This window comes from Pseudomonas sp. UME65 (assembly GCF_014170225.1).
In the GTDB taxonomy this organism is placed as follows: domain Bacteria; phylum Pseudomonadota; class Gammaproteobacteria; order Pseudomonadales; family Pseudomonadaceae; genus Aquipseudomonas; species Aquipseudomonas protegens.
Window position 1 is genome coordinate 22,472 of the sequence record NZ_LZZQ01000014.1, and the last position, 13,985, is coordinate 36,456.

Consider the following 13,985-nt stretch of genomic DNA (forward strand, 5'->3'; position numbering starts at 1 on the left):
GCATGAAAATCCTCTGGACCCTGCCCTACCTGCCCTGGCCCGCCACCAGCGGCGGCAAGACCCGGCAATACCACCTGCTGCGGGCCCTGGCCGCCCGCGGGCACCGCATCACCTTGCTGGTGCAATCGAAAACCCCGTTGGACGACGCCACCCGCGCGGCCCTGGAGCCCTGGCTGGAACGCCTGATCGTGCTGCCGCGGCGGCCGTTGCGCAGCCTCAAGACCCTGTTCTCGGTGCTGTTCGCGCCCTACCCCATGCTGGCCGACGTCAACGGTTTGGCCGCGCCGCTGCAACAGCGTTTTCGCGAGCTGTTGGAGGAACCCTGGGACGTGATCCAGATCGAGCACAGCTACAGCTTCCAGCCCTTCGAACAGCCGCTCAAGCAATTGCAGCGCCCATTCATCCTCACCGAACACAACGTCGAGTCGGCCCTCGGTGCCGCCAGCTACGACCGCCTGCCGGCCTGGTCGAAACCCTTTACCCGTTACGACCAATGGCGCTACCGGCGCTGGGAACGCCGGGTGTTCCAGCAGGCGGCCCGGGTCATCGCGGTGACCGAACAGGACGCCCTGACCCTGGCCCGGCTGAGTGGCAAACCGGCCGCGGTGGTGGTCAACGGCGTGGATTGCGGGCACTACGCCGCGGTGCAACCGGACCTTGGCAGCCAGCGCCTGCTGTTTATCGGCAACTACGAATACAGCCCCAACCTGGATGCGGTGCAATGGGCCCTGGAAGAGATACTGCCGCGCCTGTGGGCCATCAACCGCGAGGTGCACTTCGCCATCTGCGGCTACGCCCTGCCGGACAGTTTCCGCCAGCGCTGGACCGACCCGCGCATCGAGTGGCAGGGTTTTGTCCCCGACCTGCGGGACCTGCAACGGCGCTCCGCGCTGTTCTTCGCCCCGCTGCGCCAGGGCGGCGGCTCCAAGCTCAAGGTCCTGGAGGCCATGGCCGCCGGCCTGCCGGTAGTTACCACGGCCCAGGGCAGCTCCGGGCTGCAGGTAGAGAACGGCCAGCATTACCTGGGCAGCGAAGACCCCGGGGCCCTGGCGCAGATTCTCGCCCAGGCCCTGGCCGACCCCGAGCGCCTGCAACGCATCGGCGCCGCCGGGCGCGACTACGTGCTGGCCCACCATGACTGGAGCGCCGCCGCGGCCCAGCTGGAAGCGGTCTATCACCAACTCCCCTCTGACAAAGAAGAAGTGTCCGTATGCGCATAGGTCTGGATTACCGCCCCGCCGCGGGCTACAGCAACAGTGGTATCGGCCGGCAGAACCTGGCACTGGAAGACGCCCTGCGCGCCAATCCGCAGGTCAGCCTGCAATTGTTCGGCGTCGCCCCGGAAGACCATCCGCTGCGCCGCCGGGTGCATTGCCCCAGGTGGGGCGCACCACTGCAGGGGGTGCATCGCCTGCCAAACCGGCTGCGCTTCGAGGGCGGTTTTCTGCCCGAGGCCCTGCGTGAGGCCGAGGTGGAGCTGTACATCTGCAACTTCAACATGGGCCTGCCCCTGGGCAGGAAACCTAAGAACCTGCGCTATGTATTGCAACTGCATGACCTGTTCCAACTGACCCTGACCAACAGCCATGGCTCGCGGCTCAAGGAGCGGGTCTATGGCCTCACCGACAAGCTCTCCATCGGCCACTCGGTGAAGCAGGCGGACCGCATCTGGACACCTTCGCAGTACACCGCCGACGAACTGGTGAAGCTCTTTCCCCAGGCCCGGGACAAGGTCCGGGTGCTGCCCAACCTGGTTACCGGTTTCCAGGGCGAACCCGCCGACATCCGCGACCTGCAACTGCCCGAGCGCTACTGGCTGGCGGTGGGCACCCGCGAGCCGCGCAAGAACATTCCCTGGTTCGTCGCTGCCTGGCAGGCCGCACGCCAGCAATCCCCGGATGTACCGGAACTGGTGCTGATCGGCGCACCGGAACACCTGCCCAGCGAGCTGCGCGCCGTGCATGGCCTGCACTTTCTCAGCGACCTCAGCGACAGCCAGTTGCATGGGGTGTACCGCCAGGCCCAGCGCCTGTGGCAGCCCTCCTACGCCGAGGGCTTCGGCCTGCCGGTGATCGAGGCCCTGAGTGTCGGCACTCCGGTGGCGGTGGCCAGCGGCTCGGCCCTGGACGAGATCACCCCGGCGGGCAGCCCGCGCTTCTCGCCCACCGACAGCGCCGCGCTGAGCCAGTTGATGGTGCAACTGGCCAGCGCCCCGCCGGAAGACCCCACCCCCCTCAAGGCCTGGGCGGCCGGCTACGCCGAGGATGCCTATCGCCAGCGCTTCAATGAATTGCTCGAGGAGCTCAAGTAATGCCCATCGCCCTGCCGCTGGCGCTGATCTTCGGCCTGGTTTTCGGCGTGCTGATCTGGTTGCTGCCAGCGCTCAAGGTGCTGGTGCTGATGGTCGGCATCGCAGCGGCGGTGACCGTGGTCCGCCAGCCCATGCGCGGGCTGCTGCTGTTCGCGGTACTGGCGACCTTCCTGCCCTATTCGACGGTGCAGATCGGCCTGCGCACCACCGTCTCCGAAGCCCTGCTGCTGTTGGTCTGGGCCAGCATCCTGGCCCAGGGGCTGTTCTCCAACCTGCCCCGGCCGCCCAGGCTGCTGCGTACCGAGAAGCTGCTGCTGGCCCTGATGGCCTTCAGTGCCCTGCCCTTCATCATCGGCCAGGTGACGGTGAACGCCGATGGCAATGGCCCGGTGAACTGGGTCCGCTGGTTGCTCAACCTCTCGGCGCTGTTTCTGGTGCGGCGCCTGTTGCAGCAAGCCAAGGCCCGGGAGCAACTGGTCTGTGGCCTGTTGCTGGGGACCCTGCTGCTCCTGCTGCTGTCGATCCCGGTGTTTCTGAAGAACGGCAGCGCCACGGCCATGACCCCGATCCTCGAAAAGCTCGGCTACGGCGGCATCGCGGTACTGGGCGACAGCCTCAGCGCCCTGGCCAATCGCATGGGCTCGCCGTGGATGCACCCCAACGTCACCGGCGGCGCCATGGCCCTGCTGCTGCCCCTGGCCTTCTGTTTCGGCCTGACCCGCAGCGGCTGGCAGCGTAACCTCGGCCTGGCGGTGGCCTTGCTGGGGGCCGCCGGGCTGCTGCTCTCCGGTTCTCGCGGAGCCCTGCTCAGCCTGCTGATCGTGCTGATCTGGATGGCCCGCCAGCGGGTGCCCTACACCGGGCGCATGCTGATGGGTGGCTTCGTTCTCGGGGCCTTGCTGCTGATGTCCTATCCGCCCTTGCAGGACCGCCTGCTGACCCTGTTCACCTCCAACGATGCCAGCACCAGCGTGCGGGTCGACGAGTACTCGCATTTCCCCGCCGCCATGGCGATGTTCCCCTTCGGCATCGGCTTCAAGGTCGACCCACCCGTGCCCGGCACCGGCCTGTGGGGGATTTCCAACCTGTGGCTGAACTACATCTACAAGATCGGCGTGCCCGGCATGCTGCTGTTCGTCGCGGTGATCTGGAGCTGGTGGCGGGAAACCCGGGTTCCCGGGGTGGCCATCCAGTTGAATCGGGACAACGCCCTCTGGCTGGGCAGCGGCGCCGGCCTCAGCGCCGCACTGATCAGCGGCCTGTTCGACCATTACTTCAGCTTCACCCAGGTGTTGATCGCCCTGTTCTGGCTGCTGCTGGGCCTGAACCTGCATGAAGCCAGACGCCTGCGACTCAAGGCCGGCGCTGCGGCGCCCAGGGTTACTCCAGACTCCCCACCCTCAGGAATCCAGCCATGAAACATCGCCTCTTCCACTCGCAGAACCTGAAACAGGCCTTGCCTGACTATGCGCAGAAAATGGGGGTGAGCCTTGCAGAACTGGAGGCGGCCTATCAGTGGATGCTGGAGAACGATGTCGTGTTCGAGCAACCGCTCAAGGGCAACGTGCTGACCTACATCAGCTACCTGAACATCGAATCGAAGATCGAGCCGCCCCTGCCCCGGCGCTTCTACAAACTGCTGGGCCGCGAACTCAAGGGGGCGCTGATTCCCATGTACGGAATCAACTGGCCGACCCTGCGCGACCGCATGCTGCGGGTCTGGGAGCAGATCTACAACATCCTCATCTGCAAGATCCCCAGCCACACCCTGCGCCTGTTCTGGCTGCGCCTTGGCGGCGCGAAGATCGGCAAGGGCTCCACGGTGTGGCGCAATACCGAGGTGCTGGGTGTCGACAGCCTGCGCATCGGCCAGGACAGTACCGTGGCCTGGCACTGCCAGTTGGACGCCCGGGGCGGGCTGATCATTGGCGACCATGTGACCATCGCCTCCCATGTGCTGATCATCGCCGGTGGCCACGACCTCAAGGAGCCGGAATTCTGGGCGGTAGGCGGGCCGATCTACATCCATGACTACGCCTGGATCGCCAGCCGCGCCCTGCTGTCGTTTGGCGCCGAGATCGGCGAAGGCGCGGTGGTCGGCGGGCAGACCGTGGTGTCCAAGCCGGTACCGCCCTACGCCATCGTCAGCGGGCCGGACGCGGCGATCAAGGGCGAGCGCTGCCGCAACCTCAACTACAAAGTGGGCGGCAAAGGCCTGTTCACTTTGTTCCACTAAGCCCGGCCCATGTTCGGCGCGACGCTGTGGTTGACCCTGGCCACCCTGACCGGGCTGGCCGCCGGCTTTGCCCGGGAATGGCTGCTGGTGGCGGCCTGGGGCGCCGGTGGCCAGAGCGATGGTTTCCTGGTGGCGATGTTCCTGCCCGAGGCCCTGCGCATGGCCCTGGCTGCGGGCCTGCTGAGCGCCGCCGCGCTGCCGCTGTACCAGCAGCGCTCGGCCGGGGAGCAACAGGCCTGGCTCAGTGCCCTGGCCCCCCGCCTGTTGCTGTGTGGGCTGCTGCTGGCGCTGCTGCTGAGCCTCGGCGCGCCGCTATGGGTACGCCTGATCGGCCCCGGCCTGGGCAGCGACGGTTATGCCCTGGCCAGCGGCGGCCTGCACTGGCTGGCCTGGTGCGCGCCGGGGTTGATTCTCCACGGCCTGTTCTGCGTCCCTCTGCAGGCTCGCGCCCGCTTTGTCCTGGCGGGCCTGGGCTCGCTGCTGTTCAACCTGCCGCCAGTGATCTACCTGGCGAGCCTGCACCATGCCGCCACCCCCACCGGGCTGGCCGCGGCCTGTGTGCTCGGCAGCCTGCTGATGCCAACGGTGCTGTTGCCGAGCCTGCTGCGCGATGGCTGGCGGCCCTGGCGCATGCAGGCCGCGCCCGGGGCCGGGCGCGAGTTGCTGCAACGCATCGGCCCGCTGCTGAGCAGCAACCTCGCCAGCCAGGGCCTGGCCCTGCTGGAGCGCATGGCGGCCTCATTGCTGGGTGAAGGGGCGGTTACCTGGATCAACCTGGCACGCAAGCTGATCAACCTGCCGCTGATCGCCCTGATGAGCCTCAACCAGGTGCTGCTCGGGCTGATGAGCGGCAGCTCCGGCGAACAGCGCCTGGACCTGCTGCGCAAAGGCCTGAGCAGCGCCACCCTGCTGACCATTCCTGCGGTGGTCGGGCTGATTGGCGCCGCCGCCGCGCTGGTGCACCTGCTGCTGCCCAATCAAGCGGCGGACAGCCCCTTGCCGGAGCTCTTGGCCTGGTTCTCGGTACCGCTGATGTTCGGCGCCTGGAACGCCCTGCTGGCGCGCTACGCCTATGCCGCCGGCGACACCCGCATGCCGCTCAATTGCGAACTGGCCGGCAGCCTGCTCAATGCCCTGCTGCTGGCGGCGCTGCCGTATCTCCTCGGTTTGATCGGCATCGCCCTGGCGGCGATCTGCGGGGTGATCCTCACCGGCCTGCTGCTGATGCGCCGCCAGCAGTTGCTGGGGCTGGTGCCTTGGCGCAGTCATTGGCTGATCGGCCTGGGTGGCATGGCCCTGGCGGCGCTGTTCCTGCATCCGCTGACCTCGATCTGGTGGCAACTGGGCCTGAGCAGCGCCTGCGGCCTGCTGCTGTTGCTGATCCTCGCGGCCTGGCTGCGGCCCTGGCGCCAGAACCTGACCTGAACCGGAGGCTTGGACAATGTCGACACTGCGCGTGGCCTGTGTGATTCCCACCTACAACGGTTGCCAGGACCTGGCGCGGCTGCTGGATTCCCTGGAAATCCAGAGCGCGCCCTTCGATACCCTGATCGTCGACTCCAGCTCCAGCGACGGCACCTACGAGCTGGCGCTGGCACGCTGCGCCAATGTGCTGCGCATCGACAGCCGCGACTTCAACCACGGCGGAACCCGGCAACTGATGGTGGAGCGCAACGCCGATTACGACCTCTATGTGTTCATGACCCAGGATGCCTACCTGGAGGATGCCGAAGGTCTCGCCCGCATCGTCGCGCCCTTCGCCGACCCGCAAGTGGGAGCAGTATGCGGTCGCCAGTTGCCGCACCTCGATGCCAGCCCCCTGGCCAGCCATGCGCGGTTGTTCAACTACCCGCCGACTTCCCAGGTGAAAAGCCTGGCCGATGTGCCGGCACTGGGGATCAAGACCGCCTTCATGTCCAACTCGTTTTCCGCCTACCGGCGCGAAGCGCTGATGCAGGTCGGCGGCTTTCCCAACCACGTGATCCTGTCCGAAGACATGTATGTGGGCGCGAAGATGCTGCTGGCCGGCTGGAAGGTTGCCTATGAAGGCAGCGCCTGCTGCCGCCACTCCCATAACTACAGCCTCAAGGAAGAGTTCCGCCGCTACTTCGACATTGGCGTATTCCATGCCCGGGAACCCTGGATCCGCCAGGCCTTCGGTGGCGCCGGTGGCGAAGGCCTGCGCTACGTCCAGTCCGAACTGCGCTTCCTCGGCCCCGGACGCCTGGGGCAGTGGCCCGGGTCGCTGCTGCGCAACGCGGTGAAGCTCTTCGCCTACAAACTCAGCCAGCAGGAGCGCTACCTGCCCCTGGGCCTGAAAAGAAAGCTCGGCATGTACAAGCGCTATTGGGACAGCCCCTATGCCTGAACCGAGCCCCCAGGCCTAAAGTGAATTTTCTGACCGAAGAAAGAGAATCACCTGAATTGACCCTGCGGGGCCAATCAGTGACTGTGCATGTCAGGCACTGACGCCTCATACAAGGAAGTGCACCGTCATGAAAGACAAGGAGTTTTATCCACAAGCGCGATCACCGCTCAAGCATCTGCAGGGCCAGCCCTGGGTGACCGCCCGCTCCCCCCGGGAGCTCGACCTGCCTCTCTCCTCGCAGCCGCTGCCGCGTCATTGTCGGCACCTGTCGTGGCTCAAGCGCCTGGCCAGGGCGGTACTGGCCGCTGCACTGCTGGCGGGCCTGGTGACCTGGGGTTTGCACAGCCGCTTCGGCCTGTTGCTGCTGTTGCTGCTGCGCTAAACCGCTCGGCGCGGGCCGGTGGCAGCCGGGCCCGCGCTGCCGGGGTCAATCCAGCACTTCACTCAGGGGAATGAAGTTGACTCGATCGCCCTGCACCAGGGTCCGCCCTTCAAGCACCTCCACCAGCCCTTCGGCCCAGGCCGCACTGCGCAACACGCCCGAGCTCTGGTTGCGGTAGATAGTCGCCTGCCCGTTCTCCAGGCGCCCCCGCAGGTATTCGCGGCGATTGCCGGGCTGGGGCCAGACAAAACCCGCCGGCACCTGGAAGCTCAGGGGCTGCACCTGCTGCACGCCCTGGCGACGCAACAGGTAGGGGCGCGCCAGCAGGGCGAAGGTCACCAGGGTCGATGCCGGATTGCCGGGCAGGCCGATCACCGGCACGCCGCGAAAATGGCCGAAGGTCAACGGCTTGCCGGGCTTGATCGCCAGCTTCCACAGGGCCAGCTCGCCCTCTTCGCGCAGGGCGATGCCCAGGAAGTCCGCCTCTCCCACCGAGACACCACCGGTGGACAGGATCAGGTCGACCTCCCCCAGTTCCGCCAGGCGCTGGCGGGTCGCGGCCAGATCGTCAGGGAGGATTCCCGCATCCAGCACCTCACAGCCCAGGCGCTGCAACCAACTGCACAGCACCACCCGGTTACTGTTGTAGATCTGGCCCGGCCCCAGGGGCTGGCCAGGTTCCACCAGTTCGTCACCGGTGGACAGCACCGCCACCCGGACCCGGCGCACCACTTCAAGCTCGGCGCAGCCCAGGGAGGCAGCCAAGCCTTGCTCGATCGGTCCCAGGCGAGTGCCAGCCGCGAGCACCTGCTCGCCCACCGTAGTTTCCTGGCCCTGAGGGCGAATGTTCTGACCCAGTTGCAGAGGTTCGCTAAACAGCACGCGCTGATCGTCCTGGACCTGGGCGTTTTCCTGCATCTCGACGCAGTCCGCCCCGGCCGGCACCGGCGCACCGGTGAAAATCCGCGCGCAGGTCCCGGGCTGCAGTGGCTCAGGCGCCTGACCGGCAAAGATCCGCTGACTGACCGGCAGGGGTTCCCCCCGCCAGTCCTCCAGGCGCAGGGCGTAACCGTCCATGGCGCTGTTGGGCCAGGGCGGCAGGTCCAGGCTGGAGATCAGCGCCTCGGCCAGCACCCGGCCCTGAGTCGCCGCCAACGGCAAGCGCTCACGCTCGAGGATGGGGGCCGAACCGGCCATCGCCAACAGGCGCTCCAATGCCTCTTCCACCGGCATCAGGGCGCCCTGCTTGCCCAGCTTACCCGCGGGATTCACAGGGTGCCGCCTGTTTCAGGTGAGGAACGAAATTGCACGGCCGGTGCCGCGAATCCAGCTGTTCGGCGAGGATGCCGTCCCAGCCGGTGCGCACCGCATTGGTGGAACCCGGCAGGCAGCACACCAGGGTCCCATTGGCCAGCCCTGCCAGTGCCCGGGATTGCACAGTGGAGGTGCCGATATCGGCGACCGATATCTGCCGGAACAGTTCGCCAAAGCCGTCGACCTGCTTGTCCAGCAGGCAGGCCACGGCTTCCGGGGTGCTGTCACGGCCAGTGAAGCCGGTACCGCCGGTGATCAGCACCACCTGCACCACGTCGTCGGCAATCCAGGTCGCGACCTGGGCGCGGATCTTGTACAGATCGTCCTTGAGCAGCACCCGTGCCGCCAGACGATGGCCGGCGGCGCCCAGGCGCTCGACAAAGACCTGCCCGGAGGTGTCGGTTTCCAGGGTGCGGGTATCACTAACAGTCAGTACCGCAATGTTCAGCGGCGCAAAAGGTACATCAGCCTTGGCTTTCATAGGCTCGATCCAAAGGTAGGAGAAACAGCTCGTTGTTATATCACAGCGCTCCGGCCTGCCGCCGCTGTGGCCTCGGCAATAGCCCCCAGTGGGTAGACGCTGTTGCGAACTCGGCTAATCTGCCGCGGCGAACGCCTGCGATCTGCCCGGCAACGTGGCAGAATGTCCCTGGCCAAGGAACTTGCAGACGTTGTATACGTCTGAAGACCAGCACTCAAAAGTACTCATTTCGGAGACACACAATGACTCAACGGACCCTCGCCACTCTCATGCTCGCACTGGGCCTGGCCACTCTCGCCGGTTGCGCCTCGCCGACAGTGATCACCTTGAATGACGGTCGCGAAATCCAGGCCGTCGATACCCCTAAATACGACAAGGATTCCGGTTTCTACGAGTTTGAACAGCTGGACGGCAAGCAGACTCGCATCAACAAGGATCAGGTCCGTACCGTCAAAGAGCTGTAAGCCTGACGGTTGTCGACCTGAAAACAATAAAACCCGCCTGGTGCGGGTTTTATTGTTTCTGCGCCTGGGGTATTCACCACTGCAGGCTGATGCGGCTCTCGAACTCGCGTTCCTGCCCGCTCAACGGGTCGATGAAACGCAGCCCCTGGGCCAGCAGCTTCAGCGGCCGGGCATAGTCGTCCTCGATGTCCTTGAGCACCTCGGGATAAAAGGGATCGTTGCAGATCGCCGCTCCCAGGGCATTCATATGCACCCGCAGTTGGTGCTTCTTGCCCGTGACCGGGTACAAGGCGTAACGCCACAGCTCTCCGTGTTTCTCCCTGACCTCGATGGCTGTTTCGGTATTGCTTGGCCCCTGCGCTTCTTGCATGCGGAAGAAGGGCTCACCGTCCAGCAGCCGGCTCTTGCGCAGCAGCGGGAAGTTCAACTGCGGCAAGGCAGCGGCAATCGCCTCGTAGCGTTTTTCTATCTTGCGGGTGGGAAACAGCGACTGATAGGCCGAGCGACTGTCTGGGTTCGCGGAGAACAGCACCAGCCCAGCCGTATGCCGGTCGATACGATGCAGGGGCACCAGGTGCGGGTTGCCCAGGCGCCGGATCAAGCGCCGCAGCAACGTCTGCTCGACGTACTCTCCTGCCGGGGTCACCGGCAGAAAGTGCGGCTTGTCCGCCACCACCAGATGCTCATCGGCGTAGAGGATGGTTTCCTCGACCGGAATCACCTTTTCATCCGGCACCTCGCGAAAGTAGTGAATCCTCAAGCCTTCGCGATAGGCCAGCTCCAGACTGATGGGCTGGCCCTGCCCGTCCAGCACCCGGCCACGGGCGATACGGTCCAGCCACTGCTCGCGGCTGATGGCCTTGAAGTGATCACACAGGCAATCCAGCACCGTCGCCCAGGAGCCCGGGGGCAGGTACAGGGTACTGGCCTGATGCTGTGCAGCGGAAAAAGGTGCGGATGACATACAAAAAGCTCGAAGGATCAATGCAGGGCGGCATTATCCAACAGCCGCCACAAGGAACCTAGGAACAGTTTCCGAGGTTTCAGGCGCAGGACTGCTTGGCCTGGGCCGCGGCCTCGGTGAACTCCTTGAGCCAGCGCAATACATCCACCGCCTCCCAGCGGCCCGGATCGTAGAGGGCGTACAACAGCCCCTGGTAACCCACCACGTCCAGTTGCCGGTGGTAGCCCGCACGCTGGAACAAGGCTTCGATCTCGGCAAAGCAGGTGTTGAAGTGCAGCTTGTTGAAGGGCGTCTTGCCTTCGGTGACCAACCCGTCCAGGCGCAGCTCAAGCACCGCTTCACGCACCACATCGGTGGGCATGCTGTTCACGCTGTTTTTCAGTTGTTCGACATTGACCATCATCTATTCCTTTAACGGTTTGAAGCGTCCACCACACTCATCAGGGCTGCTTGCGCCCCACATAACTGACCACCCACAACACCACGCCCCAGATCTCGATCGAGCCCAGGTCATCCAGAACGATGGAGGGGATTGAAGGGCGCGCCGCCTTGAGCAGCAAGCCGCCACGAGGATCGGGCGCCAGCAGGCGCAGCGAGTATTCGCTGGCGCCCTGGGCCCGAACCACCAGGTACTGGTCGACCGCCGGAGTGGCCGAGCGGTCGACGATCAACCGGTCACCGGGGTAGATGCCGAACCCCAGCAGGTTGTCATCGTCCACCAGCAGGCCATGGATCTGCGGCGCGCCCAGGCCCAGAGTCCGGTCGAGGGAAAAACCGCTGCCGCTGGGGCCATCGGCCAACGCGGCAGACTCGCTGTCACCCAGCGGCGCAAAGCGGGCTGGCATTGGTTGCGAGCGTTCGGTACCGGTCAGGAAAGTGAGAGACATGGCGAGACTCCTCGATAGCTGTATATGCATACAGTAAACCAATCAAGAGCTCTCGCCAATGAATTCGCACGATGAGCGACGGGCGGAAACCCTGCCCGCCCCCCCTGGTGCATCAGCGCAGGAAGGCCACCACTTGCTCGGCGTCGAAGGGCCAGCCCAGCTCGGCGCCGGTATCCACCCGGCGCAGTACCGGGATGCGCAGGCCGTAGCTGTCGAACAGTTGCTGGCTGTCGGCGATATCCACCAGTTCGACCATCAGGCCGTGCTCCACCAGGGGCATCAGCTCGGCCTCGGCCAGCTCGCACAGGTGGCATCCAAGGGTGCCGAACAATTGGCATTCAGGGGGCATGACTGGGCAACCAAAAAAGAACAGGTGCCTATTCTAGGCCCGAGAGAAAAAGCCGTCGACCAAGCGCCCTCAGAGAATGAAACGGACCCGGCGACTGACCATGATCAACAGCGGCGCAACGCCAAAGGCCAGCAGCAGGACCAGCCCGGCCATGCCGTTGCCATAGGGCATGCCCAGGGACAAGGCGCCGAAGATGAACCAGGGATGCACGTAATACACCGCCGAAGACAGCTTGGCCGCGAAGTTGCTGTGGGAGGCCCGGAAGTACACCTGGGGCAACAGGAACAGGGCCGGGGCAATAACCAGCAACGAGGCGAGGAAGTCGAAGTTCTGCTCTACATCGGCGCGCAGGGCGAAGTTCAGCGCCGCCTCGGCCAGGATCAGCCCCAACCCCAGCACCAGCCAGCAGCACACCCCGCGCCGGCTGAGCCGCTCTGCCAAGCGATGCCGGGCACAAAGAAAGCCGATGGCCATGAACGGGAAGCCCATGAACAGGAAATTGCGCGCGGTGTAGTCGTTCTGATTGAAGTGCTGGAGAAAGCCGTTGGGCAGTTCGTAGTAGACCCGCGCGTACTGCAGGCCCAGACCGATGAGGAACGCCGTCAGGGCCAGGCCGATCAGCGCACTTGAACGCCAGCGACGCAGCACCAGCAGCATCGCTGCGCCGCCGAGCATGCCCACCAGGTACCAGAGGTGGAAATAGCCGATCAGCAGCTTCTTCACGACCCCCAGCACCCCGCCCAGGCTGGCGATCGTGCTCGGGTCGATGTACTGCGGGCTGTAGACCAGCATCCAGAACAGGTAGAGCAGAAGGCCGCGCTTGAACCACTGGGCGAAGGAGTGGCCGCTCTCCAGGGTCTGGAAGAGGTAGTAGCCGTTGATGATGAAGAACGTCGGCACCGCCACCCGGAACAGGCCGTTGCACAGCAAGTAGCCGACCCAGGTGTAATTGCCCCCCAGCAGCTTGCAGTGCAGCGCCACCACCATCACCGCCAGCAGGACTTTCAGCGCGTCGAGGTTTGCGTTGAGCACTTTCGGCATCGATGGCTACCCGAGTAAGCAGGAAGGACCGGACGACTACACCGGATCGTAGTGTTTGCGACGGGGGGCGGTACTGAACCGGCGCTTGCAGTAGGCCGTGGCACGATCGAGGATCGGCTTTTCATAAAAGTGATAGCCAACCCAGCCATAGCAGACCACCGCCGTCATCATCAGCACGATGAAGGCCAGGTTATCCACATAGCTCTCGGGCCAGGCGCCGATCACCTGCCAGGCCCGGCCGACGACCCCCAGCACCAGTAAGTGGGATAGATAGATGGTGTAAGACATATCACCGGTGGCTGTAAGAAACCCTGGCATACGGATCAGTTGCCGCCGCTCCAGCAAGGCCAGGGACAGGGTCAGGGTACCGAAGGTCAGGCCCACCGCGAGCATCCTCGGCAAGCCCTCGGTGAAGAACAGCTGGTAGGCGTAGATCAGCGGAAACCCCACCAGCAGAGCCGCCGCCAGCGCGACCCAGACCAGCGCCGTCGGCACCCTGGCGCTATGGGGTCCGTAGAAGAACAGCGCCAGGGCACTGCCGGCAATGAACTCCAGGGCGTAGGGATGGAGGATGATCTTCAGCGCCGGGGAATAGTCCTGCCAGTTCTGCAGCAGGTTGAACAGCACCAGCGCCACCGCCCACAGCAGCAGGATCAGCGGCAGGCGCTTTTCCTTGAAGAACAGGAACAGGGTGAACATCAGGTAGAACCACAGCTCGAACAGCAGCGACCAGGCCACCATCACCAGCAGCACCCGGTCATTGGGCAGCAGCAGGAAGGACATCCACAGGTTGGAGCCGCCGTGGGAGCTGTTCACCAGCGCCGGCTGCCACAGATACACCCCCAGGGTGATGAAGAAATACAGCCAGTAGGTGGGGTAAATCCGGGACAGGCGGTTGAACAGGAAGCGCTGGGTCTCGACGGTTTTCTGAAAGCGCCCACGACTGACGATGACCATCACGAAGCCGCTGATGACAAAGAACAGGTCGACCCCGAGCTGGAAGAAATTCAGCATGACCGGCAGCAGGATGTCACCGCCCGAATACTTGATTTCCACCGACATCATGTGGAACAGCACCACGCCCAACACCGCGGCGCCCCGCAACCCTTGCAGTGAATACAGACGCTCCATACACCTCTCCGACACCTCACTGGCAGGGTCCTGTGGATAACCCCGTCACCCGGGCAC

At 64.8% G+C, this 13,985-nt stretch carries 16 protein-coding genes; 8 read left to right on the top strand and 8 right to left on the bottom strand.

Features of this window, described 5'->3' with window-relative positions; translation table 11 throughout:
* Positions 1–2 precede the first annotated feature (2 nt).
* The 7 genes from A9971_RS20145 (at position 3) to A9971_RS20175 (ending at position 7,297) form a co-directional block, all read left to right on the top strand.
* Positions 3–1,220: a glycosyltransferase family 4 protein gene (locus tag A9971_RS20145; RefSeq protein WP_182999927.1), complete on the top strand. Its 1,218-nt coding sequence runs from the start codon at positions 3–5 to the stop codon at positions 1,218–1,220.
* Positions 1,211–2,311 (top strand): glycosyltransferase family 1 protein, encoded by a 1,101-nt coding sequence (locus A9971_RS20150; RefSeq protein WP_077934581.1) that lies wholly within the window; start codon positions 1,211–1,213, stop codon positions 2,309–2,311. Before A9971_RS20145 ends, A9971_RS20150 begins: the two co-directional genes overlap by 10 nt.
* The gene (locus A9971_RS20155) at positions 2,311–3,729 is read left to right on the top strand and encodes an O-antigen ligase (protein WP_015636509.1); all 1,419 of its coding nucleotides are present in this window, start codon (positions 2,311–2,313) and stop codon (positions 3,727–3,729) included. The genes A9971_RS20150 and A9971_RS20155 overlap by 1 nt, the downstream gene beginning before the upstream one ends.
* Complete coding sequence (locus A9971_RS20160; RefSeq protein WP_015636510.1) at positions 3,726–4,547, top strand: acyltransferase; 822 nt, start codon at positions 3,726–3,728, stop codon at positions 4,545–4,547. The genes A9971_RS20155 and A9971_RS20160 overlap by 4 nt, the downstream gene beginning before the upstream one ends.
* A 9-nt stretch (positions 4,548–4,556) precedes the next feature.
* Positions 4,557–5,972, top strand: coding sequence for a lipid II flippase MurJ (locus A9971_RS20165; RefSeq protein ID WP_053153048.1), 1,416 nt, complete (start codon positions 4,557–4,559; stop codon positions 5,970–5,972).
* Between the two features lie 16 nt (positions 5,973–5,988).
* The gene (locus tag A9971_RS20170) at positions 5,989–6,915 is read left to right on the top strand and encodes a glycosyltransferase family 2 protein (RefSeq protein ID WP_011062494.1); all 927 of its coding nucleotides are present in this window, start codon (positions 5,989–5,991) and stop codon (positions 6,913–6,915) included.
* Positions 6,916–7,042: 127 nt separating this feature from the next.
* Entirely contained in the window at positions 7,043–7,297 is a 255-nt protein-coding gene (locus A9971_RS20175; RefSeq protein ID WP_041119363.1) for a hypothetical protein, read from the top strand.
* A gap of 45 nt (positions 7,298–7,342) precedes the next feature.
* Here the strand turns inward: A9971_RS20175 and glp are convergent, their stop codons facing one another.
* Both glp and moaB read right to left on the bottom strand, forming a co-directional pair.
* Positions 7,343–8,569: a gephyrin-like molybdotransferase Glp gene (glp, locus tag A9971_RS20180; RefSeq protein ID WP_182999928.1), complete on the bottom strand. Its 1,227-nt coding sequence runs from the start codon at positions 8,567–8,569 to the stop codon at positions 7,343–7,345.
* A complete protein-coding gene (gene moaB / locus A9971_RS20185) occupies positions 8,553–9,092 on the bottom strand; it encodes a molybdenum cofactor biosynthesis protein B (protein WP_015636514.1) in 540 nt (179 codons plus the stop codon). The genes glp and moaB overlap by 17 nt, the downstream gene beginning before the upstream one ends.
* Before the next feature lie 242 nt (positions 9,093–9,334).
* On the opposite strand from moaB, the gene A9971_RS20190 reads away from it, so the two are divergent.
* Positions 9,335–9,556, top strand: coding sequence for a YgdI/YgdR family lipoprotein (locus tag A9971_RS20190; protein ID WP_015636515.1), 222 nt, complete (start codon positions 9,335–9,337; stop codon positions 9,554–9,556).
* A 73-nt stretch (positions 9,557–9,629) separates the two neighbouring features.
* Here the strand turns inward: A9971_RS20190 and A9971_RS20195 are convergent, their stop codons facing one another.
* The 6 genes from A9971_RS20195 to A9971_RS20220 all read right to left on the bottom strand — a co-directional run bounded on the left by A9971_RS20195 (position 9,630) and on the right by A9971_RS20220 (position 13,928).
* Positions 9,630–10,520: a pseudouridine synthase gene (locus A9971_RS20195; RefSeq protein ID WP_182999929.1), complete on the bottom strand. Its 891-nt coding sequence runs from the start codon at positions 10,518–10,520 to the stop codon at positions 9,630–9,632.
* Positions 10,521–10,599: 79 nt separating this feature from the next.
* Positions 10,600–10,920 carry a hypothetical protein gene (locus tag A9971_RS20200; protein WP_011062499.1) on the bottom strand — a complete coding sequence of 107 codons (321 nt, stop codon included), beginning with the start codon at positions 10,918–10,920 and terminating at the stop codon, positions 10,600–10,602.
* 40 nt (positions 10,921–10,960) lie between these two features.
* A complete protein-coding gene (locus A9971_RS20205) occupies positions 10,961–11,407 on the bottom strand; it encodes a S24 family peptidase (RefSeq protein ID WP_182999930.1) in 447 nt (148 codons plus the stop codon).
* 112 nt (positions 11,408–11,519) lie between these two features.
* On the bottom strand, positions 11,520–11,756 hold the full coding sequence (locus tag A9971_RS20210) for a glutaredoxin family protein (protein WP_011062501.1): 237 nt from the start codon (positions 11,754–11,756) through the stop codon (positions 11,520–11,522).
* 69 nt (positions 11,757–11,825) lie between these two features.
* Complete coding sequence (locus tag A9971_RS20215) at positions 11,826–12,797, bottom strand: acyltransferase (protein ID WP_015636518.1); 972 nt, start codon at positions 12,795–12,797, stop codon at positions 11,826–11,828.
* Between the two features lie 36 nt (positions 12,798–12,833).
* Complete coding sequence (locus A9971_RS20220; RefSeq protein ID WP_015636519.1) at positions 12,834–13,928, bottom strand: acyltransferase; 1,095 nt, start codon at positions 13,926–13,928, stop codon at positions 12,834–12,836.
* Positions 13,929–13,985 lie beyond the last annotated feature (57 nt).

Excerpts from the sequence above, each read along its gene's own strand:
- A9971_RS20155 (WP_015636509.1), top strand. The coding sequence starts at position 2,311 with ATGCCCATCGCCCTGCCGCTGGCGCTGATCTTCGGCCTGGTTTTCGGC.
- A9971_RS20220 (WP_015636519.1), bottom strand. The coding sequence starts at position 13,928 with ATGGAGCGTCTGTATTCACTGCAAGGGTTGCGGGGCGCCGCGGTGTTG.
- A9971_RS20170 (WP_011062494.1), top strand. The coding sequence starts at position 5,989 with ATGTCGACACTGCGCGTGGCCTGTGTGATTCCCACCTACAACGGTTGC.
- A9971_RS20175 (WP_041119363.1), top strand. The coding sequence starts at position 7,043 with ATGAAAGACAAGGAGTTTTATCCACAAGCGCGATCACCGCTCAAGCAT.
- A9971_RS20190 (WP_015636515.1), top strand. The coding sequence starts at position 9,335 with ATGACTCAACGGACCCTCGCCACTCTCATGCTCGCACTGGGCCTGGCC.
- A9971_RS20200 (WP_011062499.1), bottom strand. The coding sequence starts at position 10,920 with ATGGTCAATGTCGAACAACTGAAAAACAGCGTGAACAGCATGCCCACC.
- A9971_RS20195 (WP_182999929.1), bottom strand. The coding sequence starts at position 10,520 with ATGTCATCCGCACCTTTTTCCGCTGCACAGCATCAGGCCAGTACCCTG.
- A9971_RS20145 (WP_182999927.1), top strand. The coding sequence starts at position 3 with ATGAAAATCCTCTGGACCCTGCCCTACCTGCCCTGGCCCGCCACCAGC.
- A9971_RS20210 (WP_011062501.1), bottom strand. The coding sequence starts at position 11,756 with ATGCCCCCTGAATGCCAATTGTTCGGCACCCTTGGATGCCACCTGTGC.
- A9971_RS20165 (WP_053153048.1), top strand. The coding sequence starts at position 4,557 with ATGTTCGGCGCGACGCTGTGGTTGACCCTGGCCACCCTGACCGGGCTG.
- A9971_RS20215 (WP_015636518.1), bottom strand. The coding sequence starts at position 12,797 with ATGCCGAAAGTGCTCAACGCAAACCTCGACGCGCTGAAAGTCCTGCTG.
- A9971_RS20205 (WP_182999930.1), bottom strand. The coding sequence starts at position 11,407 with ATGTCTCTCACTTTCCTGACCGGTACCGAACGCTCGCAACCAATGCCA.
- moaB (WP_015636514.1), bottom strand. The coding sequence starts at position 9,092 with ATGAAAGCCAAGGCTGATGTACCTTTTGCGCCGCTGAACATTGCGGTA.
- A9971_RS20150 (WP_077934581.1), top strand. The coding sequence starts at position 1,211 with ATGCGCATAGGTCTGGATTACCGCCCCGCCGCGGGCTACAGCAACAGT.
- A9971_RS20160 (WP_015636510.1), top strand. The coding sequence starts at position 3,726 with ATGAAACATCGCCTCTTCCACTCGCAGAACCTGAAACAGGCCTTGCCT.